Below are 25,176 nucleotides of genomic sequence, written 5' to 3' on the forward strand. Positions count from 1 at the left end.
GTTAATTTTCCTCCTCATCAGCTGGTAGGTACTTTGCACGTAATGCCTCATCTTTTAATAAGGGAAAGCCTAGTTTTTTACGTTCATCAATAAATGCGCGAGCTACTGAACGAGCCATATTACGAATACGTGATAGATATTTCGCACGTTCAGTTACTGAAACAGTGCCACGAGCGTCTAATAAATTAAAGGTATGTGAAGATTTCAAAATATAGTCATATGCTGGATGAACTAACCCATCAGCTAACAATTTTTTTGCTTCAGCTTCATATTCATTAAAATGGCGAAGCAACATCTCTGAATCTGATTTTTCAAATGAATATACAGAGTGCTCGTATTCTGGTTCCTTAAAGATATCACCATACAAAACCCCATTTCCCCATTCAAGATCATAAACCGTTGGTACGTCTTGAATATATGATGCTAATCGTTCTAATCCGTATGTAATTTCTGAAGTAACGGCATCAACCTGAATACCACCAACTTGTTGGAAATAAGTAAATTGCGTCACTTCCATACCATCAAGCCAAATTTCCCAACCAATACCAGCAGCACCCATCGATGGATTTTCCCAGTTATCTTCCACAAAACGGATATCATGCGCTAATGGATCAATTCCTAATGCTTTTAATGAGTTTAAATATAACTCTTGAATATTGTCTGGGGATGGCTTCATAACCACTTGAAATTGGTGGTGTTGATACAAACGATTTGGATTATCTCCATAACGACCATCAGCGGGACGACGTGAAGGCTCAACATAGGCAGCATGCCATGGCTCTGGACCGTTTGCTCTCAAAAAAGTATATGGGCTCATCGTACCAGCACCTTTTTCAGTATCATAGGCTTCCATTAACATCGCACCTTGGTCAGCCCAAAACTTTTGCAACGTTAAGATGATATCTTGCACACTCATTTTTGTGCTCATTATGATAAATTCCTTTCTTTTGACCAGGTGAAGCCACTAAAAAACCCTACATCAACTATTCATTAGTTAATGTAGGGACGATAAATTCGCGGTTCCACCCTACTTCTAGTACTGACATACTAGCAGCTTTTTTAATTTCATTTGTTAACCAATAACGCCCCTTAATTAATATTAGACCATCCTCACATTAACGATAGTTTGCTGCACTAATAACAAATTAATTTTTTTATCGGTTTCGTAAGCTTTACAAGTAATAAGTTTAGCACGCCTTACTAACTTGTCAATATTCACAACCACTTTAAATTATTTTTAATTCGAAAATAAAAAGCATCCTTTTATAAATGAAAAAAGAATGCTTATTAATTTATTCTAAAAACTTTAATTGTTGGTGTTCTTCAAATAACTGACCTATCGCCAACAACAATTTGTCTTGACCCTTGGCAGCTTCAAATTGCACGCCAAGTGGTAACCCATTTTCAGAAACATATGTTGGCAAACTAATTGCGGGTTCACCAGAAACATTAGCTAGCTGAGTAAATGGTGTTTTTGTCAAACCATGTAACCAAGCATTATAAATTAATTCAATCTGATCTTTATGCGCCAATTTATCAATGTCATGTAATTGCATTACATACTCTGGTAGATAAGCTGGATCACTATTTAGTGACGCAGTTTCTGCAGTCGTTGGGGTCAAATACAATGGATAATTTTCATGGAACGTAGACATTTGTTGATCAACCAAATCGTTTTCTGCTGCCACTTCTGCCAGCATCGAATCAGGTTGTTTCTTATCTGCTTGATACAAGGCCCAAGTCATTGGTGAAACATCATCAAATGCCATATCTTGCCCAGTTTTTTCCTTGATCATATCATTAGCATCCGTACCGGTTGGTGTCGATTCTGTATAGTAAGTCATCATTAACTTTTTACCATCAACAGGGACATCTTTTTCTACCACTGTATAACCTTGATCACGGAAAAAAGCAACTGTCTCCATAATTGCATGCACAGCGTCCTCACTAACCGGGGTACCAACAGGTGACTTGATTGAGTAAGCAATTGGATATTTTTTCAAATCTTATGGTGTCTCTTTAACCAACTCATGACGATTCTTTTCATTAATCATGCTATCAAAGTAACTTTGTAAATCACCAATATGCTTAGCATTAGCAAAATTTACTGATGATGGTACCGTGTCATCCCCAACGATGACGCCTTGCGTTGGTTTCAAACCAATAACCCCTTTCCAAGATGCTGGAATTCGCAACGAACCACCAGCATCATTACCAGTCGTTAATGGCACGATACTCTTAGCTAAACTAGCAACACCACCACCAGAAGAACCACCAGTATTATAGGCAAGATGCCATGGGTTATGAGCATCACCATAGAGCATTGATTTTGTAACATTTGTTAGACCAAGCTCTGGATAATTTGTTTGACCGATAATAATAAATCCTAGTGAACGTACCCGCTTAACATAATCTGACGTCTCCGTTGCGAGCTTACCCTTAAGTGGGACTAAGCCACGTGTATTAGATTCACTAGTTAGTTGTTGGCCAAGTTCTTTTATTAAGATTGGCACACCATAGAATGGTTGCCCAGTATCTTGCAAAGCTGCTGCTTCTCTCAGTGCCTGTTGTTCACGCAAAGAAATAACCGCATTTAAAGCCGGATTTTCTTTGTTTACTAAAGTCACCGCATGTTTAACTAATTGGCGACTAGTCACTTTGCCATCACGAATTATCTGTGCTAATTCACTTGCTGAAGCATTACGATACTGTTCATCAGAAATTGGTAAATCATCCTCATCATCTGGTTGATCAAATTTATTATCCTGAGCTGCTTTTATTTATTTTATTAACGAAATACTACCAAGTACGGTCACTCCTAATAAAGCAGATAAAATTAGGCGACGTGCACGACCATTATGTGTTTGACTCATTAAGATTCCTTCTTAATAACGCAAAAATAATCATATATATTAAACACCGACTCCACGTTCAGTGTAAGCGCTTTTAAAATATTAATCAACTAACAGCCCATGCTATTTGGTGTAATCAAAAAAGACGTCATTCCAATTATATTGAAATGACGTCTTAAACACTCTTCTCTCAGTTATCATCTACATGCGAATCTCGTTTTATCATACGATTTTGCCAACCAGTTAATTGTTGAATGAATGATTTTGCACGCAAATGAACACCAATCTGATCATCATATAGTTTATCCATAATACGTGCCATTTCTTGTTTAGTATGTGGTTGTAAATTTAATGATCCTAGTAATCTTAAATCAATTGCTGATAGCTTAGACAGTACACGTACAGCACGATGATCAGCATGCATACGATATGGATCAACTGCCCAATGTTGTTGACAAAGAGTACCATTATATTTTTCAGAAAAGTCCAATGGCAAATCACGACGACCACATATTGCACATTGACCCCATGTTAATTGAATTCCAAATACTGGTAATAATTGCAGTTCAAAATAATTGGCAATGCCTTGTGGATCAAGCCCCTTTTGTAACTTTGTTACAGCCTCTGCTACTAAATCATACCATTTTGTGATGGGCTGATTATCAACAAACGCAGCATCGATTAAGCCGAGAATATATGTCATGTACGCATTTAAAACAATATCTGTCATTAAAAATGCAGTTGGTTTGGTTTCTTTAACATCATTAATAAAACTAAGGCCGTGCGTGTTGATCACACCTTCAAACGTCGCCATACTTAAAGGTTGCATCTCCGCTGAAAATTGATAACTTTTACTCTTACCAAAGCGCACATAAAACATTCGCTTACCAGCTTGTCGCGTTAGCATCTTAACAATTAAATCTTTTTCCTTATGGTCTCGTTGATATATCACGATTGCATCAAAAACTTCTGTCATTTAATCACCTATTAAAAATAGAGTGCGACAAAAACTGATTTGAATTCGGTGTGTAACACGGTTTGGACGGTTTGTGGTCGCAGACCATGCAACGGGCAAATGTGTTACATTGAGGATTCAAGTTTTTGGAACACGTCCACATCTACATTATACAACAATCATTAATAGGTTAAGCAAAAGAGGGGGTTGCGACATAAAAGCCCAACCCCCTTTCCTTAACTAAATATCTGAATCTTCTTTGTAACCATATGATTGCAAAGCTTGTGGCTTATCACGCCAACGATCTTCAACCTTGACCCAAGTCTCAAGGAATATTTTATCCCCTAGCAGTCGTTCAATATCCTTACGTGCACGCGTGCCAATTTCTTTGATCATTGCACCTCGTTTACCAATCACAATATTTTTCTGACTATGCCGTTCAACAACAATGGTCGCTTGCACATGAAGATGTTGTTCATCTTCGCGTTCAATTTTATCAATGACAACAGCAACTGAATGTGGTACTTCTTGTCGTGTCAATTCCAACACTTTTTCACGAATTAATTCGCTCATAATGAACCGCTCTGGGTGATCGGTAATTTGATCTGCAGGATAATATTGTGGACCAGCAGACATATGATTCATTGTAAATTGTAATAATTCAGGAACACCTTCACCGGTTAGCGCTGAAATTGGAAAAATCTCAGCAAAATCCATTTGTGCACTATAGTCGGCAATCTGATTTAAAACCTCAGCACGATCAATTAAATCAACCTTGTTAATAATTAAATAAACGGGTGTGTTTGACTCTTTTAAGCGTTTAATGATAAAGTCATCCCCAACACCACGTTCCTGATCAGCATTCACTAATAGCCATACCATATCAGCTTCTCGTAAAGCTGACATCGCTGTTTTAACCATAAAGTCACCTAATGAATTATGTGGTTTATGAATACCTGGCGTGTCCATAAATACCAGTTGACCTTCATTAGTCGTATAAATACCTTGTATTTTATTACGTGTTGTTTGGGCTTTAGGTGACATGATTGCAATTTTTTCGCCAATCATTTTATTCAAAAGGGTTGATTTACCAACATTTGGTCGACCAACTAAGGCAATAAAACCAGATTTAAACGCTTGTTCACTCATTAAAAACTCTCTCTATTTCTTTTATATTATCGAAAAACCATTTGTAAGTTAGGTAATAAATAAGGTTGAAAAATCAGTACACCAATAATAATTGCAAAAGCAACTGCTGCTAATACTCCGCCAGAAGCAACATCTTTGGCAACTTTTGCTAACGGATGATAATTTTCCCCAACAATCAAATCAACAATTGCTTCCACAACCGTATTCAAAAATTCAGCACTAATTACTGTAAAGACAGCAACAGAAATCCACAACCAATCTGAGCGTCCCAGATCAACGTAAATACCAACAATTAACACAACAAATGCTGCGAAAATATGAAAACGCATGTTCCGTTCACGAACTAATAATTCACCAATTCCAGCTAGGGCATGCCCAAATGCTTGCAAAAAATGCGAATTCTTTCGTACCTGTGCCTCTTCTTCTTTTTTCTTATTATCGTTTAAGTCCATAATTATCTAATATTTCACGCTGTAAATCAAACATGACTTTTTCGTCTGCTTCACTCCGCATGTGGTCGTATCCGTTTAAATGTAAAAATCCATGCACGACCAAAAATCCTAATTCACGTTCATAAGAATGCTCGAGGTATTCTGCTTGCTCACCAATTTTATCAACTGACACAATAATATCACCAATATTTTTTGCAATATCATCTGCCATATCATCATCCATCACTAATGGCATATCATCACCATCATCTTCAATCGCAAAAGAGATGACATCCGTTGCTTTATCTAAACCACGATACTCGCGATTGTAACGTCGAATTTCATCATTATTGACAAAAGTAACTGACATTTCAGTATTGTCTGGCAATGATAGATACTGCCCCGCGTAGTTTAAAACATCATTCACTAAGTTTATTTGTTCCTCTGGTACACCAGGTTTTGATTGATCAATTATTGCTAAATCCATATTTAATCCTTTTTGTTTATTTCATTTTGCTGTTCATCATATGCTTCATAGGCGTTAATAATTGCCCCAACAACTGGATGACGTACGACATCATCTGCGTGAAAAGTGACAAAAGCAATGTGATTAACTTCAGATAATACACGTTGCGCCTGAATTAATCCTGAACGAGTCTTTGTTGGTAAGTCAATTTGCGAAACATCACCATTAACTAGCATTGTCGAACCAAATCCTAAACGAGTTAAAAACATTTTCATCTGTTGTGGCGTTGTATTCTGTGCTTCATCTAATATGATAAATGCATTATCTAACGTTCGACCACGCATATAGGCAAGTGGTGCAATCTCAATTGTTTCTCGTTCCATGAGACGTTCTGTATGTTCTTTACCTAAAATTACATATAATGCATCATAAATGGGGCGCAAATAAGGATCCACTTTTTCTTTTAAGTCACCAGGTAAAAAGCCTAAACTTTCTCCAGCCTCAACTGCCGGACGAGTGATGATAATACGCTCAACATCCCCTCTTTTTAGAGCAGCCACTGCCATAACAACCGCTAAGTATGTTTTCCCAGTACCAGCAGGTCCAATACCAAAAGTAATATCATTTTGTCTAATTGCGTGTATATAACGACGTTGACCATAATTTTTAACTCTGACTGGACGCCCTTTCACATCACGCAATAAGGTTTCTGTATACATGTCTTCGAAATATTCAATCGTACCCTTTTCAGCCATTTTAATTGCCGAAACAATATCAGCTGGACTAATATTAATGCCTCGTTTGATTAAAGAAGTTAATGCTGAAACAACTGCTTGTGCTGCAACAACCTGCTCTGATTCACCTTTTATCGTCAATTGACTACCAAAAACTGATAAATTAACTGATAATCCTTCTTCAATTAATTTCAGATAGTTATCTTGTGGGCCAACCAAGCCAATTTCTTGTTCTGCATTTTCAAAATGATAAATTTTTTCAATCTGAGTTGCCAATCGTTAAATTCCTCACACTTCAAAGTATTAATTAAGTATAGTATACTCCAACCATTTATGTATCGGGGAAATCCCCGCTTTAATAATTATTTTAATCATTAAAGTAATGCTTGCACTTTTTGACTAACCAACTTACCATCAGCCTTTCCCTTAACTTTTGGCATCAAAGCTCCCATGACCTTACCCATATCCGCTTTGCTAGTTGCACCAACTTCGCGAATCGTTTCCTTCACGATCTCAGTTACTTCATCTTCAGTTAATTGTTCTGGCATATATTTTTCTAATACAGAGATTTGTTGTTGAATATTTGCAGCTAAGTCATCACGATTGGCTTCTTGATATGATGTTAGTTCTTCAACTCGTTGCTTCATTTCACGTGACAATACCGTCATTTCATCGACATCAGTTAAATCATGTCCTAATTTAATTTGTTCATTTGATAGCGCTGATTTAACCATACGAATGACGCTAAGCGTTTCTTTATCCTTAGCTTTCATTGCCGTTTTCATATCTTCTGTTAATTGTGCTAATAATCCCATGGTCTACTCCTAATTTGTTAATATAATACAACAAAGCCGGACTATCAACTAGGATAGCCCGGCACGAACCGTTTTACCGGCCCTTCTTGTTCTTACGCTTACGTGCGGCCTCAGCCTTTAACTTACGTTGTACTGATGGCTTAATGTAAAACTCACGCTTACGGTATTCTTGTAGAGTACCGTCCTTTGATACACCACGCTTAAAGCGACGGAGAGCATCATCAAGAGACTCATTCTTACGAACAACAGTCTTTGCCATAATGTTTACCCTCCCTTCACGTGTGAAGATTTCAACTTATATTTAATATATGTCGCACACTCTGTTCTTTACTATTTTATCAAAACAGTCATTTTTGTCAATATCAAGTTTAAAAAACAAGTTACAATTTAGGCTCATAAAAGCCACCAAAAATTCGATCAACTCGCCAAAGTGATGCCCAAGCCGTTGGATCAGTACGATAAATTGCTTCATGTAGCTCATATTGTTCATACATTGAAATGACTGTAAATAAAATTTCTTTCTTATGGTGGTTATATCCACCTTCGGCATGATGAATAATTGTAATGCCTCGACGAAGTTCATCTTGTATTGCGGCAATGACTTTCTCCGGTTGTTCTGTCACAATCATCACTTGCATTTTTTGTTGTCTCGTATAGACCAAATCGATAACTCGTGCATTAACAACCAACCCAATACCTGTAAACAAGGCATACTGAACACCAAACATCAATCCTGAAGCGATTAAGATGAAAAAATTAAATGTTAAATTAACCTTTCCCATCTTAGCACCCGTCTTACGACGTATTAAGATTCCAATGATATCTAACCCACCAGTAGATAGACCATTTCTTAAAGCAAATCCAGTACCAAAGCCATTGACAGCCCCACCAAATATCGCCATTGCTAATGGATCATCTGTCCACAACTGAGTCGGTTGTTTAATCCAATGCATCGCCAAAGCAGCAAGTAAAATTGCCAAAGCAGTAAAAATCGCAAATCGCTTTCCTATTTTTCGATATGCCAAAATAAATAATGGTAAATTAAGCATAACCAACCAAATACCGACAGGAATTGACATACCGACTAATCTTGTCGTTAAAGTGTTTAATAATTGTGCTAATCCCGTAAACCCCGATGAATAAATGTGACCTGGAGTCCAAAAAAAGTTTAATGCGACAGCGGAAGCTAGTGCATAAACCATTGCACTGCCGATACGGCTGGAATATTGATGGTGATTTAAATACTGTTCTACCTGCTCCATTGTTCCTTTTCTTTCATGATATATAACGTGATAAGACCGTTTATGATTTTATCATTTCAAAACACCCTAGCCAAATTATTTCTCTTATTTTTTACAAAGAAGAAACTGAGCAACCAAATTAATTTTAGCGATGGCGAATATACTAATTTTCTTTCACGCTTAAATATGGAAAAATCGTTTATTCTTCAGCCATATTTGGTGCAGTAACATCAGCATATACCGGTGCCGTTAATTTTAAGTCGGCAACAATTTGTGCCTTTGCAACTGGTGTAGGTGCCTCAGTCATTGGTTCAGTTGCCTTTGAATTCTTTGGGAATGCAATGACTTCACGAATATTATCTTGACCCGCAAGCAGCATTGCAAGACGGTCAAGACCTAGGGCAATACCACCCATTGGTGGGAAACCATATTCCATGCCCTCCAATAAGAAGCCGAATGCTTCATGAGCAGCTTCTTTTGTAAATCCTAAAGCAGCCAACATCTTCTCTTGAACAGACATTTGATGTATACGAATTGATCCTGATCCTAATTCATAACCATTCAACACCAAATCATATGATTGCGCATGTGCTTTATGTGCGCCCTCTGTCGTATCCAACAAAGGTAAATCTTCCTCGTTTGGCATCGTAAATGGATGGTGAGCTGCAATCCAACGTTTCTCTTCAGGTTGATAATCAAATAATGGCCAATTAACTACCCAGGCAAATGCCCATTTGTTTTGGTCAATTAAGTCTAATTCTTCTGCAGTACGACGACGCAATGCATCCAAAGTCGCAGCAACAACATTACTATTATCAGCAGCAAATAGTAATAAATCACCTGATTTCGCATTTGTGGTCGTTAATAAGGCTTGTTCTTTGGCCTTCAAGAATTTTGCAATTGGTCCCGTAATACCATCATCTGTTACTTTTAGCCAAGCTAAGCCCTTTGCCCCAAAGCGTGTCACATATTGTGCCATTTTATCAATATCTTTACGAGAATAATGATCTGCACCACCCGGTACAACAATTGTTTTTACTTCACCACCATTTTTAATGGCGTTAGCAAAGACACCAAATTCAGAATCAGCCATTAGTTCAGATAAATCTTGTAGTTCTAGATCAAAACGTAAGTCTGGCTTATCCGTTCCAAAGCGACGCATTGATTCAGCATAATCCAATACTGGGATGGTTGTTTTATCAAGATCATAGTTAACCGTTTTCTTCATAATTGCAGCAACCCAATCCGAAACAAGATCCATAATTTCGTCTTGATTCATAAATGACATTTCGACATCCAATTGTGTGAATTCTGGTTGACGATCACCACGTAAATCTTCATCACGGAAAGCACGCGCTACTTGATAATAGCGATCAAATCCCGCACCCATCAATAATTGTTTAAATAATTGTGGTGACTGTGGCAGAGCATAAAACGAGCCTGGATATACACGTGAAGGTACCAAGTAATCACGCGCACCTTCAGGTGTTGACTTAGCCAAGTACGGTGTTTCAATATCAATAAATCCATGATTATCTAAAAATTCATGCGTTGCAGCAGTTATTTTTGATCGTATCCGTAAATTGCGTTGCATTTCTGGACGCCGTAAATCTAAATAACGATACTTTAATCGTAATTCATCAGAAACATTAATGTTGTCCTCAATATAGAATGGTGTTGTCTTTGACTCTGAGAGAATTTTTGCGTCTGTTACGTGCACTTCAATCTTGCCTGACTGTAAATGTTCATTTATGGCACCTTCACCACGCAATTGCACATTTCCAACGACTTCAATGACATACTCTGTACGCATCTCTTCGGCCACCTTTAAAGCAGCTTCACCAAACTCTTTTGAAAAAGTTAATTGAACAATGCCTTCACGATCACGTAAATCAACAAAAATTAACCCACCTAAATCACGACGCTTTTGTACCCAACCTTGTAGAGTCACTGTTTGATCTAAATATTTTTCATCAATTAAACCTGCATAGTTTGTTCGTTTCATGGTCTACTATTCTCCCTCATTTTCAGTTGTTTCAACATATTCTGGTAAGTTTGTGTATAATTCAGCGAGTTTAACTGTCATTTCTTTACCGTTTTGCATATTCTTTAAATGAGCACTTTGTTCAGCTAGTTCACGTTCACCAATCGTAATCATAAAGCGAGCATTTAAACGATTAGCCGTTTTGAATTGGGCTTTTAACTTACGATCTTCATAATCTCGGTCAGCACTATACCCAAATGAACGAATTGCCTGAACCATCTGCATTGCAGCAACATCGGTTTGTTCACCTTGATTAGCAACATAAACATCTAAGTGATGACCAGTTGGTAAAGGCGCATTTTCTGATTCTAGTAATAGCATCAAGCGTTCTAACCCAATTCCAAAGCCCACACCTGCCATTTCTGGGCCACCAAATTGTGATACGAGACCATTATAACGACCACCACCTGTAATCGTCGACCAACCATGACCTAGTGCTTTTGCTTGTGTCATGACTTCAAAAATTGTGTGGTTGTAGTAATCAAGACCTCGCACGACTGTGGCATCCACTTCATAATCAATCCCTAGTGCATCTAAATACTGTTTGACTTTATCCCAATGTGCCTGAGCCTCATCAGTTAAATAATCTAAAATCGATGGTGCATCAGCCACTAATTCTTGATCTTTAGCATCTTTTGAGTCCAAAACTCGCAATGGATTCTTTTCCAAACGTTCCTGTGAATCACGCGATAATTCATCAAAATGAGGTTTCAAAAAATCAATCAAGGCTTGTCGGTAATTATCACGTGATACTTGATCACCAAGTGTGTTTACCTTCACTTTCAAATTTGCAATACCCAACGTTTGAAAGAAATCAATAGCCATTGCAATAACTTCAGCATCTAAAGCCGGTGATTCAGAACCAAGCGCTTCGACCCCAATTTGATGAAATTGGCGCATACGCCCAGCTTGTGGTCGTTCGTAGCGAAACATTGGTCCAATATAGAATAATTTATATGGTTTTGTATGCTCTGGTCCAAATAATTTATTCTCAACAAAAGCACGGACAACACCTGCCGTACCTTCTGGTCGCAGTGCAATATGACGATCACCTTTATCTTTAAAATCATACATTTCTTTCGTCACAACATCTGATGTGTCACCTGCAGAACGAGCAAATATATCAAAATTTTCAAAAATTGGTGTCCTTATTTCTGCATACTGATAGTCACTAAATAACAAACGTGCTGTTTCTTCAACATAATGCCACTTTAGCGAATCAGCTGGTAATAAATCTGCTGTGCCCTTTGGCTTTTGAAATACTTGCTTTGCCATAAATTGTTTCTCCTATTCATTATTCACCTAAAATTAAAAACACCCTTAACGATAAGTATTATCGTCAAGGGTGCTTATCACAATAGCACGGTACCACCTTGTTTTTTGGCTAAAACCGTAACGTGGTCCAACGCACATTATGTGACCTTAAAAGTGTCCCCCTATTAATAACAACCCGGACTTCCACCTAACTCCGTTCGCTTTGCTTGTTCCTAATAAGTTCTCTTTCTCATTGGCTTTATTTATCATCACTTATTATCTTATAGTTCTAAAATGTCGTCAAGTCATCATTCTATTGTGCTGTTTGTACTTGTTGCGCCAGATAATTTTGAATGCCAACCGGCACCGCTCGCGCAATTTTTTCTTGATATTTTTTCGACTTAATATATTTAAAATCTTGTTTTGAATTCATATAACCACTTTCTAACAGAATAGCTGGAACAGTATTATCACGAATGACTAAGAAATTACCATACTCAACACCTTTATTCAACAAAGGTAAGTTCATTGCCTGATTAACACTTTTTGCCAATGCATATGAACCATTGTTCTTATGATAATAATATGTTGTATAACCTGTTGCCGTATTAGCCTCAGGTGACGAATCAAAATGGAATGAAATAAATAAATCTGCATGATTATTTTCGGCAACTTTAGGTATTTTTGACAAATACACAATCTTATCAGTATGCCGTGTCATAATAACTCGCGCACCCGATTTCCTTAATGTTTGTGCCACCCGTTTTGCCAACTGCAATGTATATGTTTTTTCATATTTATTATTATTTGATAACGAACCAACATCTGACCCACCATGTCCTGGATCTAAAACAATTGTTGTTTCAGACAAAGGTGTCACAGATTTTAATGGCGTTTGTCTTTGCAACAGCCATCCTGCTACCCAACCAGTAGATTCATCTTCGCGACGAACCTGATACCAACCTTCTTTCTTATTCAGAATTTGCAAATGTTCCCCTTTTTTTAAAACTGAAACAGGTGTACTGGTCACTCCTTTTTGCTTACGTAATGTTAAATTTGGTATTTGAACGGTAATTTGTTGTTTTTGTAACAAAACTACCGTCAATGAAATTGCAGTCCCTAACATGACAACTACAATTGTTAACGGCATCCAGAATTTCATTAACCAATGTCGCAATAATTGTATTAACTCTTTCATGATCTATCCTCATATTCTGGTGATATACCATTTAGTTTACCCTTTTTTTGTATAATTGGCGATATATTGTAATAAAAAACAGCGGTAACTCATAAAGTTCCACTGCTTATATTACTATATACTGTTCTAAAAGGTCTTACCCGTCCATTTATTGGCTGGTAATTTATCAAAATCATATGTTGCAATATCATTAACTGTCGTTATCACAGCATGTGCTGGCACCGACATCATTAAATTAATCGCACCATCTTTTTCTTTAATCAAAATAACTGGCTTATTAGCTGCTTCTGAATAACCGATTTCCCAAGCCGTACCTGGATCGACATGATCATGATCATAATCAATCACCGCAACTACAACATCCGCCGGATCTAAATGTTCTTTATCCCCCTGATAAATTGCGTCGGCCCATGCTGGTGAACCAAATTCAAATTCATCATGAACTTCTGTCCGTGGACTAAAAAATTCAGAGACCGTCTGATTTTCTGACAACGCTTTTTCTAAACGTTCAATACGGTCAATCTGTTCGTCATCAAAAAATGGTCCAGCTAAGTAAACCCGTTTCATAAAATATCCTCTTTCAATTGATCAAATTATTGCCATTTTATTTTATCGAATAATTCATGAACAATCAAATATATTTTAATGAATTTAAAAAGAAAATCAGAACAATTAGTCGACATTCGTCCACCTTTTTAGTGTTAACGACAAGAATATTGTCTTTGTTCATTTTTTAGACCATGCAAGACATACTTTGCTGGATCTTGATGGGCATCGATTTCACGATCATCTGCACCACGTAAATTATCAGTAAATATCGCTTCATATTCAGCAATACTTACTTGTTGTCGATTAGCTAAAATCGTATTCACTTGACCAGTTACTAACCCATCTTTAAAATGTGGACGTAATGTTAGTGAATAAAACTCACCCTCAGCACCTGAGCCATAAGAAAACATTCCCACACGGTCACCAGATTGCAAAGTCTTTGAATTATCTAATAATGAATACAGGCTCAAATATAATGACCCTGTATATAAGTTACCAATTCGTTTATTATAAACGCGACTGGCTTCAAACTCTTGCAACAATGCTTTTTGCTGCATTTCATCAGCTTCAGGTAAAATATCACGCAAAGCTTTCAAGCCCATTTTTGTAAACGGTAGGTGAAAGGCTAGTGCATTAAAATCTGCAATCTTTAAATCTGATTTTAATTGATATCGTTCCCAAACCGCTTTAAAGAAATCACGATAAACATCTGACGAATATTTGCCATCTACTCGTGCAGTATCCGCATAAATAGGTCGCCAAAAATCCATAATATCACGAGATAAGAACTGATTATCCTGGTTAACTTCAGCAATTGTGGGATTAGCTGCTACTAGCATCGCAACAGCACCACCACCTTGGGTTACTTCGCCACTTGTGTGCAAGCCATAGCGTGCAATATCTGATGCCACAACCAAAACTTTTTCTTCTGGATGTAATGTCACGTAATCGCGGGCTTGCATTAGGGCAAATGTTCCCGAATAACAGGCTTGTTTCAGTTCAATTGTACGAGCATAGGGATTAATTCCTAACAATCTTTGTAAATAAACTGCACCAGATTTTGAATTATCTATCCCAGACTCAGTTGCAAATAAAATCATCGTAATCGCTTTACGATCAGTCGCAGTCAACATTTCATCCGCCGCATTAGCTGCCATTGTAACAATATCTTGAGATGCCGGGATAACTGCTTGTTCCGTTTGCCCAATGCCAATTAAATATTTATCTGGTTCTTCACCACGTGCATTCGCTAATTCAACCATATCAATATACTGATGTGGTGAAAAGAAACTCATTTTATCAATTCCAATAATTGTCATTTTTATACCTACCCATTTATTGCAACACTAATTCTGTTTATAATCTCACGTGCCAGCATTAATTTACTTTGTAATGGTAACATTTCTGGTTCTTGATTTTTTCTTAATATCGTCACCTGATTAGTATCATAACCAAAACCAACCTGTTCTTTTGAAACATCATTAGCAATTAGCATATCTGCATTTTTCTTAACCAATTTTTGCTGTGCATATGTCAACAAATTTTGTGTTTCAGCTGCAAAGCCCACTAAATATTGATGCGTTTTAGCCGCACCTAATTCTGCCAAAATATCGGGGTTTTCAACTAACGTCAAAGTTAGTTGCCCTGAAGGTTGTTTCTTGATTTTATTTTCAGCGGTTTGATCCATACGATAATCTGAGACTGCAGCAGACATGATCACCACATCCATCTCTGGTAAAAGCTGTTTCATTTGATCAGACAATTCTTGTGCTGATTGAATATGAATTGTTTCAATACCAATTGGATCTACGAGTGCTGTCGTTGCAGATACTAGTGTGACAATCGCCCCCTGTTCAGCAGCTGCTTGTGCTAACGCATAACCCATTTTCCCAGAAGAACGATTAGAAATATATCGAACGGGGTCAATTGGCTCAGTCGTCCCACCAGCCGATATCACAACCTGTTTACCTTGTAAGGAACCGTTTTGTTGATACAAAGCCAATTCACTAAGTGCTAATATATCTTGGGGTTCAGGTAATCGTCCTTTGCCTGAGTATCCTTCTGCTAACATACCAGTAACAGGATCAATAACAATATCACCATCAGCTTTAATCTGTGCTAAATTTCTTTGAACGGTTGGTTGTAAATACATGTTTTCATTCATCGCCGGTGCGACAATCAATGGTGAATGTCGCGCAGCTAACACTGAACTTGCTGCATCATCAGCAATACCATTCGCAATTTTTGCAATGATATTCGCTGTTGCTGGCACAACAAAGAAATAGTCTGCCCAATCAGCTAATGCAATATGTATAATATCTGCCTCACTTTGATTAACGAATAAATCTGTTACAACAGTTTCATTCGTTAATACTGCCATTGTCTTTGGTGTAATAAACTCTGTCGCAGATCTCGTCATAACAACTTTTACATTAGCTTGTGCTTTAATTAGTAGGCGTGCAAACATTGCTGCTTTATATGCAGCAATACCACCACTAATGACTAACACAATATTTTTTCTTGAAAACATGACATGTTCTCCTTATATTTTAAAGAATACAACACATTTAGTTTACCATGAATGGCAACACTTACTACGAAATCTCATTGCTAAACGTCATTCTAACGATATTACCAACGAATAGCAAACTTTCTCAACTTTTTTTAAATAAAGTGTTGCAAGGTTTCAATTCATCTGGTATATTATTACATGTTGTTGAAACAGACATCATCATATTAAGTTTCATGGCTCATTGGTCAAGCGGTTAAGACTCCGGTTTTTCACACCGGCATCCAGGGTTCGACTCCCTGATGAGCTATTGGCTTCGACCAACATTTCTATTTTTGGCTCATTGGTCAAGCGGTTAAGACTTCGGTTTTTCACACCGACATCCAGGGTTCGACTCCCTGATGAGCTATATATCGCTAGGATACTTGTTATCCTAGTTTTTTTATGCTTGAAACACATAAAAAATATCGGTATAATAAGTACTCGTGGTGGAGCTATGGCAGAGTGGTAATGCAGCGGACTCGAAATCCGCCGAACCGGTGTCGAACCGGCGCACGGGTTCAAATCCCGTTGGCTCCTTATTAACGTGTCTAAAACGTTGATGTAAAGGCATTTTCAGCGTCCTTACAACGTTTCTTGACCACTTCATTTTTTGGCAAAATATGACTTTTTAACTTTCTGGTCATTTATTTGTCTTTGTACCAATTGAGTACACCTGTGTTTGCTTATGGTTTTATCTTGGCAAGGCACACACTTTTTTACAATATAGTGTCCCTCTTCATTCGGACGCAACAAAAGGCCTTACCCAGTTATTTGAGTAAGGTCTTTTGTTTACTTATTTAACAACGCACCAGTATTGTACCAAATCATGCCATAATCGTAACCAATCATAAACTTGACTTGGTTACCAAACATTGTTGCATCACTCCAGCATTCATCCTGATAACTTGTTGCGTAATTTTTAGCAACAGATGACCAACTATAAGCACTTGTTATTAAATTACTCAGGTAAATCAGTGGTCGGATACCCGTTTGACTATAAACATAATCAAGCCATGTCTTAGCATACATAGCTAATACCTTATAAGATAACATCCCCCTTCCCAATCTAAGGCAAGTTCTAAAGTACCAATATTGTCTTTGATATTATCCAAAAAGTACTGTGCTTCAGTTTCAACACCAAAGCCACTCGCATAATTTAATCACCTAACAAAAGAGCAAACTGGTTAAAATTGTTTACTCTTTTTATCACGACTATTTTAAAAATTTTATTGCAATCATCATTGTGTGTGAATCATAAACACATCGTGTTATGATAAGTAAAACTAATCGAAAAGGTACTATTTAAACATGGCATTACAAGAAACCGGTCGTAAAATAAGTCATCTATATCAGTTATTTATGCAAGAGTACGCTAATTTTGGAGAAACAATATCTGTCAATGTGACCGATTATAACATTTTTTTATCAATCCAAGAAAATCCAGGGTGTAGTCAGCAGTTTTTAGCTGATAAACGTCATGTACAGCGTAGCCTATTGACGCGTATTATTAAAAAGTACGTTGACTTAGGCCTAATCAAACGCAGAAGTAGTGACCGAAATAAAAGTGCTTATGAACTGTACTTGACCAAAAGTGGAGAAGAAACAACACAGCAAATTCGAAATAAAATTCTTGATCTTAATCGGAAGATAGCCAGTCTTTGCTCAGTAGAACAATACGAACAACTCAATGAAGCATTAGATACTATCATTAGCAATTGGTATAGATAATTTAAAATACATTAATCAAAAAAAGGCATGACAATAACTTGTCATGCTTTCTTTTTTATATAGTGTTTACACTGTAAACACTATATGCTATGATTTTATTCATAAACAAAGTGGAACTGATGTATGATCAATATTTAAAAGAAAAAGGTTATAATTAAAATGAAGAACAATGAAAAAAGAATCGCCCTGTTAATGGGTTTAAGCTTATTTATGGAAATGTTAGATAGTACTATTGTTACTACGGCTTTACCACAAATAAAAAATAGTTTGCTTATTACTTCCGCCAGCGCTTCGCTAATCATTAGTGTATATATGATATCCGTAGCTGTCTTCATACCATTGAGTGGCTGGCTTGCAAAAAAATATGGTAATAATAAAATATGGCTTTCAGCTATAATTTTGTTTACTATAAGTTCAATTGGTAGTGGAATTGCATCAAATTTCATAACAATATTAATTATGAGATTACTACAAGGTTTCTCGGGTGCATTAATGGTTCCGATAGCACGATTAATCGTTTTGGAAAATACGCCATCTCAAAATCTACTTAAAATGATTAGTTATGTGATTTGGCCAGCATTAATAGCACCTGCTGTTGCGCCATTTATTGGTGGCGTACTGTCAACATATTGGTCATGGCGTTTGATTTTTATGATTAATGTACCAATCGGTATAGCTTTATTTATTATTGGTAACAAAGTTTTACAACACGATACCGAACGTACAGGCGAGAGCACACCCTTTGATTGGATTGGTTTTGTCTTAATTGGTTTAGCTAGTGCTTCACTCTTAATTGCTTTGGACATTATTTCCTCAAAAAAAGTGCTTAACATGTTATCAATAGTGTTATTATTGATTTTTATAGCTGGAACTATTGGCACTGTTAAACATCTCATTAATGCAACTTCACCACTATTTAGCGTAAAAACACTTAGATTTACGTCATATAAGGTGAGTCAATTTGGAGGTAGTATCATGTGGCTAACTGTGGGTGCTATTCCGTACCTCAGCACCATATTTTTCCAAAATGTTTTCCACTGGTCTGCCATTAAAACAGGTTCCTTTGTTCTATTTATTTTCGTTGGAAATATTGCGATAAAACCATTTGCAAACAATATCATACAAAAAATGGGTTTTAAAAATACCATAATCGTTTCTTTGTTTCTAATATTTGTCACAACGTTTATGATTGGTACGTTAACAAACCAAATAAATCAATTTTATATAATAGCTATCCTAACATTTTCAGGCATTGGTAGATCTTTAGCTTTAACAGCATACAATGGTATGAGCTTGGTAGAAATTCCTTATAATGAACGAAATAGTGCTAATACATTGGCTTCGGTGAGTCAAAATTTATCACAAGGTATTGGCATTTCATTAGTAACAATTATTTTTTCTACTCTAAATCAATATCAGCCAGACCTTGAGGCTTACCGACTAACATACTTTTTATTGGGAGTAATTATTATTGTGCCGATAGCAGAGATTATAATTCAGTCCCAAAGTATCGGTAATGTTAAGCAAACAAATTAAAATTAGTAAATTATGAATACTGAATATAAAAAACAATGTTAACAAAAATAAATTCACAAAGCTACTTGATTAAAGATTCCAACAAATGATCAATCCAGTAAATCAAGTGGACTACACACCATGTAAATATGTCGTGTTCACCTCAAGTCATAACAGTTATTTTAATTGTTTGTCTTGCCAGTGTTGTGAAGCTTTTTATCAAACATTACTTTTCTTATAAGACAATGTAACGCCCCCAAAAAAACGCCAACGTTCTAAACGCTGACACTTAGCATTCTAAAACTTAGGACACTTGTCGCCTGTAGGGTCTTACCCACTTTGCAGGCTTTTGTGTGTTCTAATTATAGGTGATGACTTGCCATTTTGTAAAACTTTATATACAAGTGTACTTCAGTACGGTTGTTCAGTCTTTCGACAATTATGACAAAAGACATCTGTACAAATTATAAAAAATAGTTCCGTTAAAAAACAGAACTACATTATCTAATAATCATTTGCCAAAATTATGGCAGTTATCAACACTGACGTTAAATCCTGTCATTGACTTTTCTGACTATAACAAATCTTCTCTAGTAAATGTATTTTTTATTTTTAGCTAATTGCTTTGGTACAGGTCCTAATAATGCCATCTAATAATTCAACAAAAGCAAATATTCCTGCAATATATGCTGAAAATAACTACCACGTATTAATGACATATTTTATTATTCATTAAATATAAATAAAATCAAAAAATTTATATATTAAATTATTCTGAAAATAATATAAATATTTGTTCGTTATTCTTTGTGGAAAATTTACCTTGTTGCTTAACATTTCTCACATACTAACAACAAAACGGCGCCTTTTTTCTTCGTTCTGGTGCTTATACTTCATTGAATTTTGTTTCAGTTTTTTCTAATATTACGATTTAATATAACCAAAACCAGCTTGTTGTTTTAATGCTAATTCAACTACACCTGAAGGTACTATTTTTAAATCACTTTGTAAATCATCCGCATATATCTTACGCTGATTCATTGAATTTTGACAAACACGAACATCGACATTAATTGTCAATAGTTTACTTAAATCTTGTTTTGCATCTACGACGGTATCAACAACAGCTTCACCATTAACCACCAATTCAATGAGCCCATTATCATGATTAGCATCTAGCCATTCACGTAGATGATATAAATTAGAAATAACAACTGGCCAATTTTGCGATTCATCAATATGAAAAATTGTATTTAACATCTTATATGCCTCCTCATTCAATGATACATGTATATGTCATACTTACCATAAAATTCATATTATCTACTATCCAAATTAATTATTTACAGTAAAACGCCAGCAGAATCAAAGTTTCCTGCTGGCGTTATTCTATCGAAATTTGTTACCACCCAATATGATGACGACCATCGGGCTTTTCTAATTTACCTGCTTGATAGTCTTGAAAGACACCATGCATAATGTCAAAGGCTCGCTGTAAGTCCTCTTCTTTAATCACTAGTGGTGGCTGGAATCGTAGTGTACTACCACGTAACGAAATCATTAACACCCCTTGTTTGAAGAGATTGTAAATAATTGTATTTGTTCCTTGTTCGTCCCCAAGGCCTGTTGCAGGATCGATAATATCAATACCCCCATTCAAACCATATAGACGAACATCTCCAATAAAATCAAATTGTGCTTTTTCTTTTTCAAAAAAATCTTTAGCAACTTGACCAAGTTTAGCAGAACGTTCCACCAACCCCTCAGATTTAATAACATCAAGTGTTGCTAACGCTGAAGCAGCACTCACAACATTACCGGCGGTTGTGTAAACATTTGCTGGCGCATCAAGACTTTGCATAATTTCGCGTCGTCCCAAAACAGCACTTAATGGCAACCCCGAGGCCATTGACTTGCCCATTGCAATTAAATCTGGTTCAATACCAAAATGTTCAAATGACCAGAATTTACCAGTACGTCCATAGCCTTGGTTCACTTCATCGACAGCTAACAAAATACCATTATCGTGAGCAAATTTAGCTACTTTTTGCCAATAACCTGCTGGAGGAGCCATAATACCACCATCCCCCTGAATGGCCTCAATCATAATAACTGCTGTCTCTTCAGCTGGCAAATAATTCTCAAATGGCTCCTTAAACGCCGCAAACATGCGATTTGAAAAATCCTCGTCATTTTCTCCTGGTAATCGCTTATCTGGCGAAGGGAAAGGTACCTTATAGAATCCCGGCAATAATGGTCCAATTTTCCGACTCATATTTAAACTCACTGCAGAGGCAGAAATTGAACCGTATGTTGACCCATGGTATGCACCAACAAAAGATACCACATTTGGTCGTCCAGTATAGCCACGAGAGAATTTAATCACGGCATCGTTCGCATCGGAACCTGAATTACCAAAAATAACCATCCAATCTTCAGGATCACCAGGTGCCAACTTAACCAATTCTCCTGCTAATTTTGCTTCTGTTGATGAAGCAAAATAAGCCGCCGTGTAATGCACTATTTTTTGAGCTTGATCTTGAATTGCTTTGACAATCTTTGGATGTGCATGCCCTGTATTTGTTGCACTTGCACTAGCTAGTAGATCAATATATTCATTACCTGCAACATCCTTCAAAATCGCACCTTTACCAGAGTCGATGACAACATCAAAATAATAGACACGACCCGCTCCAGCAAAATGTTGTTCCTCTTGATTTAAAACATCATTATTTTCAACCATACTTAGCCTTCACTCCCCCTTATGAAAACAATATTTACTCTTTTGATTCACTTCGTAATACCGAATGCTTAGCACCATAAGCAAAGTACACAATGATACCGATAATAAACCAAATCAATGCATAAATCTTTGCATCAATGCTAAGTCCCCAGAAGACCCAGACTGATAAAATAGCACCAATTGCTGGTGTAACTGGATACCCAGGCATCTTAAAGCCTGCTTCTGGCAAGTCTTTTCCTTCACGCTTATGCAATGCATACATTGCCAACGAAACAAAAATAAACGCGATCAATGTTCCTGCTGAGATCAATTCTGATAAGAATGAGAATGGGAAAAATGAGCCAACGACAACAGCAACAATCGTCAAAACTAGTAAGCCACGATTTGGTAGTCCCTTCTCTGCAGTAACTTTTCCTAACCACTTTGGCAACATACCATCACGACCAAATGAATAAAGTAAGCGCGAACCAGCCATCATCATACCAATCAAGGCAGTTAGCATTCCCACAACGGCAATCGTTGAAACTGTCGCAGCAATAATTGGATGACCAGACTCACGTAGAGCCCAACCGACTGGTTCAGCATTGTTAACATACTTTGTGTACTTAAACATACCAACAAGTACCAATGAAACACCAACAAACAAGACAACAGCAATTAACAATGAACCCAAAATACCACGTGGCATTGTTTTTTGTGGATTAACCGCTTCAGCAGAATTTGATGCAATCGAATCAAAACCGATGTATGCCAAGAAGATTCCTGACACACCTGCCCAAATTCCTTGGAAACCACCCATTGTTGCGCCATGAGGATTGTATGCAGGCACAAATGGTGAATAATTTTGTGGATGAATAGCTGTTAAACCAACAACAATAAATAGCAAAACGGCCAATACCTTAATCACAACAAGTATCACTTCAACACGTGAAGCTTCATGGACACCGTGTGATAGCAACCAAGCCACCAATATAATAGCCACGAAAGCAACAATATCAACAACACCACCTTTTGGTCCACTAACTGATGAGGACCAACCAAACATCGAGTGCGTATCAAGCGCTCCTGATAAAGCAGGTGGTAAGTTAATACCAATTTGTGAAATCAAACCTCTAAAGTTTGCAGATAATCCAGAACCAACAAAGGCAACCGCAATAATATACTCTGCTAGCAATGCCCAACCGGCAACCCAACCAAATCCTTCACCAAATAAAACATTGATCCATGAATAGGCTGAACCAGCAACTGGTAACGTTGATGCCATCTCTGCATATGCCAATGCCACAAATCCAGCAACAACTGCTGCTAGTAAGAATGAAAATACCACTCCTGGTCCAGCATATTTAGCTGCCACAACACCAGGCAATGTAAAAATCGCTGTTGAGACAATCGTTCCAACACCCAACGCCAAAAAATCCTTAGTATGCAAAACACGTGGCATTTCTGCGTCTTTACTAATATATGTCGAAGCATCCTCACGCTCCATAAACTTTGACCATAGCCCCATATAAAATTCTCCTAACTTGGGCGATGCTATCAACCACGATACTTTTGAATCTCGTTCCATCACTTAACAATTTAAGTTTTAAAAATAGATTAAGATAGCACCTACTTAATAAATTTAATAGATTGGTGTACTGTTGTGATCTAATTAATAATTTCAGAGTGATAAATAATTAATAATGGCTCAACAACAAATTCACAACCAATATTTTTAATGATACCGCGTTAGTTGTAAAAGTCAATATTTTTCTAATTTTTCTATCATTTACTTAGCAGAAAACTTTATAAATCAAACATTTAAAAATGAAAGAAGGCTGAGACATAGATTTTTAAATCACACAAAAAGTCGAGACTATCCTTATAGATAATCCCGACTTTTCAGATGAAATATACTGACTCTTCTAATTATTTATTTTGTTCAGTTGTTGAGCCACGATCAACATAACCGTGTGGTAGCACAATATTATTAACCGCCAACTCTTCATGGTTCATTAATTTTGTCAACATTCGCATAGCAACCGCACCAATATCATAAATCGGTTGTGTTATTGAAGATAACTGTGGGCGTGTAATGACCGTAACCTTTGAGTCATTACCAGTAATAATTTCAAAATCTTCTGGTACATTGACACCAGCATCAGTCAAACCATTGATCAAACCTGCTGCCATTTCATCATTAACAACGATGGCTGCTGTTGCCTGTGAATCCTTAACTGCTTTAGCTAATTGATAACCCGATTGATAATCATAGTTTCCTTGGAAGACAAGTTGGTCATCATAAGAAACTCCATAAGCTGCTAATGCATCTTGATAACCTGGTAATTTATGTGCTTTATTCATATAGTGATCAAGGTCACCCGTAATGAAAGCAATCTTTTGATGACCAGCTTTCAACAATCGTGTCGTCGCATCACTCACTGCTGAACGATATTCAATATTAACTGATGGCTGTTCTCCAAATTCGTCCAACAGACCTGCTAAGACAACTGGTACATCCGCCTTTTTTAATTCATCACGAATATCATCATTTAAAATATTGCCCATAAAGACAATACCATCAACTTGCTTACCCAGTAGATTTTCAATCACTTGAATTTCTTTTGTATTGGATTCATCAGAATTTGCTAAAATAATTTGATAATGATACATAGCCGCCACATCATCAATCCCACGAGCCAATTCAGCAAAATAATGATTTGTCACATCCGGAATCACAACACCTATCGTCGTTGTACGACGCGATGCTAGCCCACGAGCCACTGCATTCGGCCGATAACCTAATTTGGCGATGACCGCATTAACTTTTTCTTTTGTTTCCGTTTTCACATTGGCATTGCCGTTTACAACACGTGAAACAGTGGCCATTGATACTTTTGCTTCACGAGCCACATCGTAAATTGTCACAGTTTGTTTATCCATTACTATTCTCCTATAAATACAAATTTTTA

General features: G+C 36.9%; 24 protein-coding genes and 3 tRNA genes. 5 read left to right on the forward strand and 22 right to left on the reverse strand.

Features of this window, described 5'->3' with window-relative positions; all coding sequences use genetic code 11:
- Position 1: 1 nt before the first annotated feature.
- The 17 genes from glyQ to coaBC form a co-directional block, all read right to left on the reverse strand.
- A complete protein-coding gene (gene glyQ / locus ACSKY2_RS03510) occupies positions 2-928 on the reverse strand; it encodes a glycine--tRNA ligase subunit alpha (protein ID WP_489878163.1) in 927 nt (308 codons plus the stop codon).
- A 364-nt stretch (positions 929-1,292) separates the two neighbouring features.
- Positions 1,293-2,003, reverse strand: coding sequence for an amidase family protein (locus tag ACSKY2_RS03515; protein WP_489878164.1), 711 nt, complete (start codon positions 2,001-2,003; stop codon positions 1,293-1,295).
- Positions 2,004-2,006: 3 nt separating this feature from the next.
- On the reverse strand, positions 2,007-2,657 hold the full coding sequence (locus tag ACSKY2_RS03520; protein ID WP_489878165.1) for an amidase family protein: 651 nt from the start codon (positions 2,655-2,657) through the stop codon (positions 2,007-2,009).
- Between the two features lie 385 nt (positions 2,658-3,042).
- Complete coding sequence (gene recO, locus ACSKY2_RS03525; protein WP_489841089.1) at positions 3,043-3,828, reverse strand: DNA repair protein RecO; 786 nt, start codon at positions 3,826-3,828, stop codon at positions 3,043-3,045.
- A gap of 219 nt (positions 3,829-4,047) precedes the next feature.
- Complete coding sequence (gene era, locus ACSKY2_RS03530) at positions 4,048-4,956, reverse strand: GTPase Era (protein WP_489878166.1); 909 nt, start codon at positions 4,954-4,956, stop codon at positions 4,048-4,050.
- 26 nt (positions 4,957-4,982) lie between these two features.
- Positions 4,983-5,408, reverse strand: coding sequence for a diacylglycerol kinase family protein (locus ACSKY2_RS03535; RefSeq protein ID WP_489841087.1), 426 nt, complete (start codon positions 5,406-5,408; stop codon positions 4,983-4,985).
- Positions 5,392-5,874, reverse strand: a complete 483-nt coding sequence (gene ybeY / locus ACSKY2_RS03540; RefSeq protein WP_489841086.1) for an rRNA maturation RNase YbeY — start codon at positions 5,872-5,874, stop codon at positions 5,392-5,394. Before ybeY ends, ACSKY2_RS03535 begins: the two co-directional genes overlap by 17 nt.
- 2 nt (positions 5,875-5,876) lie before the next feature.
- Entirely contained in the window at positions 5,877-6,863 is a 987-nt protein-coding gene (locus tag ACSKY2_RS03545) for a PhoH family protein (protein ID WP_489841085.1), read from the reverse strand.
- 98 nt (positions 6,864-6,961) lie between these two features.
- Positions 6,962-7,402: a GatB/YqeY domain-containing protein gene (locus ACSKY2_RS03550; protein ID WP_489841084.1), complete on the reverse strand. Its 441-nt coding sequence runs from the start codon at positions 7,400-7,402 to the stop codon at positions 6,962-6,964.
- A 73-nt stretch (positions 7,403-7,475) separates the two neighbouring features.
- On the reverse strand, positions 7,476-7,661 hold the full coding sequence (gene rpsU, locus ACSKY2_RS03555) for a 30S ribosomal protein S21 (protein WP_002828392.1): 186 nt from the start codon (positions 7,659-7,661) through the stop codon (positions 7,476-7,478).
- Between the two features lie 121 nt (positions 7,662-7,782).
- Positions 7,783-8,664 carry a YitT family protein gene (locus ACSKY2_RS03560; protein ID WP_489841083.1) on the reverse strand — a complete coding sequence of 294 codons (882 nt, stop codon included), beginning with the start codon at positions 8,662-8,664 and terminating at the stop codon, positions 7,783-7,785.
- 178 nt (positions 8,665-8,842) lie between these two features.
- Entirely contained in the window at positions 8,843-10,648 is a 1,806-nt protein-coding gene (gene aspS / locus ACSKY2_RS03565; RefSeq protein WP_489841082.1) for an aspartate--tRNA ligase, read from the reverse strand.
- Positions 10,649-10,654: 6 nt separating this feature from the next.
- The gene (gene hisS, locus ACSKY2_RS03570) at positions 10,655-11,962 is read right to left on the reverse strand and encodes a histidine--tRNA ligase (RefSeq protein WP_489878167.1); all 1,308 of its coding nucleotides are present in this window, start codon (positions 11,960-11,962) and stop codon (positions 10,655-10,657) included.
- A gap of 292 nt (positions 11,963-12,254) precedes the next feature.
- Positions 12,255-13,139 carry an N-acetylmuramoyl-L-alanine amidase family protein gene (locus ACSKY2_RS03575; RefSeq protein WP_489878168.1) on the reverse strand — a complete coding sequence of 295 codons (885 nt, stop codon included), beginning with the start codon at positions 13,137-13,139 and terminating at the stop codon, positions 12,255-12,257.
- Between the two features lie 126 nt (positions 13,140-13,265).
- Positions 13,266-13,706 carry a nucleoside 2-deoxyribosyltransferase gene (locus tag ACSKY2_RS03580; protein ID WP_489878169.1) on the reverse strand — a complete coding sequence of 147 codons (441 nt, stop codon included), beginning with the start codon at positions 13,704-13,706 and terminating at the stop codon, positions 13,266-13,268.
- 134 nt (positions 13,707-13,840) lie between these two features.
- Entirely contained in the window at positions 13,841-15,007 is a 1,167-nt protein-coding gene (locus ACSKY2_RS03585) for a hydroxymethylglutaryl-CoA synthase (protein ID WP_489878170.1), read from the reverse strand.
- A gap of 8 nt (positions 15,008-15,015) precedes the next feature.
- Positions 15,016-16,218 carry a bifunctional phosphopantothenoylcysteine decarboxylase/phosphopantothenate--cysteine ligase CoaBC gene (gene coaBC, locus ACSKY2_RS03590; RefSeq protein ID WP_489878171.1) on the reverse strand — a complete coding sequence of 401 codons (1,203 nt, stop codon included), beginning with the start codon at positions 16,216-16,218 and terminating at the stop codon, positions 15,016-15,018.
- Between the two features lie 217 nt (positions 16,219-16,435).
- Between coaBC and ACSKY2_RS03595 the strand changes: the two genes are divergently transcribed.
- The 3 genes from ACSKY2_RS03595 to ACSKY2_RS03605 all read left to right on the forward strand — a co-directional run bounded on the left by ACSKY2_RS03595 (position 16,436) and on the right by ACSKY2_RS03605 (position 16,776).
- Positions 16,436-16,507, forward strand: a tRNA-Glu gene (locus ACSKY2_RS03595).
- 27 nt (positions 16,508-16,534) lie between these two features.
- Positions 16,535-16,606 (forward strand) — tRNA-Glu (locus tag ACSKY2_RS03600).
- An 81-nt stretch (positions 16,607-16,687) separates the two neighbouring features.
- A tRNA-Ser gene (locus tag ACSKY2_RS03605) sits at positions 16,688-16,776 on the forward strand.
- Between the two features lie 252 nt (positions 16,777-17,028).
- On the opposite strand, the gene ACSKY2_RS03610 is transcribed toward ACSKY2_RS03605, so the two are convergent.
- Positions 17,029-17,292 (reverse strand): hypothetical protein, encoded by a 264-nt coding sequence (locus ACSKY2_RS03610; RefSeq protein ID WP_489878172.1) that lies wholly within the window; start codon positions 17,290-17,292, stop codon positions 17,029-17,031.
- Positions 17,293-17,547: 255 nt separating this feature from the next.
- Between ACSKY2_RS03610 and ACSKY2_RS03615 the strand changes: the two genes are divergently transcribed.
- Positions 17,548-17,967 carry a MarR family winged helix-turn-helix transcriptional regulator gene (locus tag ACSKY2_RS03615; RefSeq protein WP_489841076.1) on the forward strand — a complete coding sequence of 140 codons (420 nt, stop codon included), beginning with the start codon at positions 17,548-17,550 and terminating at the stop codon, positions 17,965-17,967.
- A gap of 159 nt (positions 17,968-18,126) precedes the next feature.
- Positions 18,127-19,503 (forward strand): MFS transporter, encoded by a 1,377-nt coding sequence (locus ACSKY2_RS03620; protein ID WP_489878173.1) that lies wholly within the window; start codon positions 18,127-18,129, stop codon positions 19,501-19,503.
- Between the two features lie 903 nt (positions 19,504-20,406).
- Here ACSKY2_RS03620 and ACSKY2_RS03625 read toward each other — a convergent pair.
- The 4 genes from ACSKY2_RS03625 to ccpA form a co-directional block, all read right to left on the reverse strand.
- Positions 20,407-20,742 (reverse strand): DsrE family protein, encoded by a 336-nt coding sequence (locus ACSKY2_RS03625; RefSeq protein WP_489878174.1) that lies wholly within the window; start codon positions 20,740-20,742, stop codon positions 20,407-20,409.
- A 142-nt stretch (positions 20,743-20,884) separates the two neighbouring features.
- On the reverse strand, positions 20,885-22,225 hold the full coding sequence (locus tag ACSKY2_RS03630) for an aspartate aminotransferase family protein (RefSeq protein ID WP_489878175.1): 1,341 nt from the start codon (positions 22,223-22,225) through the stop codon (positions 20,885-20,887).
- Between the two features lie 34 nt (positions 22,226-22,259).
- The gene (locus ACSKY2_RS03635; RefSeq protein ID WP_489878176.1) at positions 22,260-23,732 is read right to left on the reverse strand and encodes an APC family permease; all 1,473 of its coding nucleotides are present in this window, start codon (positions 23,730-23,732) and stop codon (positions 22,260-22,262) included.
- Between the two features lie 401 nt (positions 23,733-24,133).
- The gene (ccpA, locus tag ACSKY2_RS03640; RefSeq protein WP_489841071.1) at positions 24,134-25,147 is read right to left on the reverse strand and encodes a catabolite control protein A; all 1,014 of its coding nucleotides are present in this window, start codon (positions 25,145-25,147) and stop codon (positions 24,134-24,136) included.
- Positions 25,148-25,176: the final 29 nt, after the last annotated feature.

The organism is Weissella sp. ESL1156 (assembly GCF_058505625.1).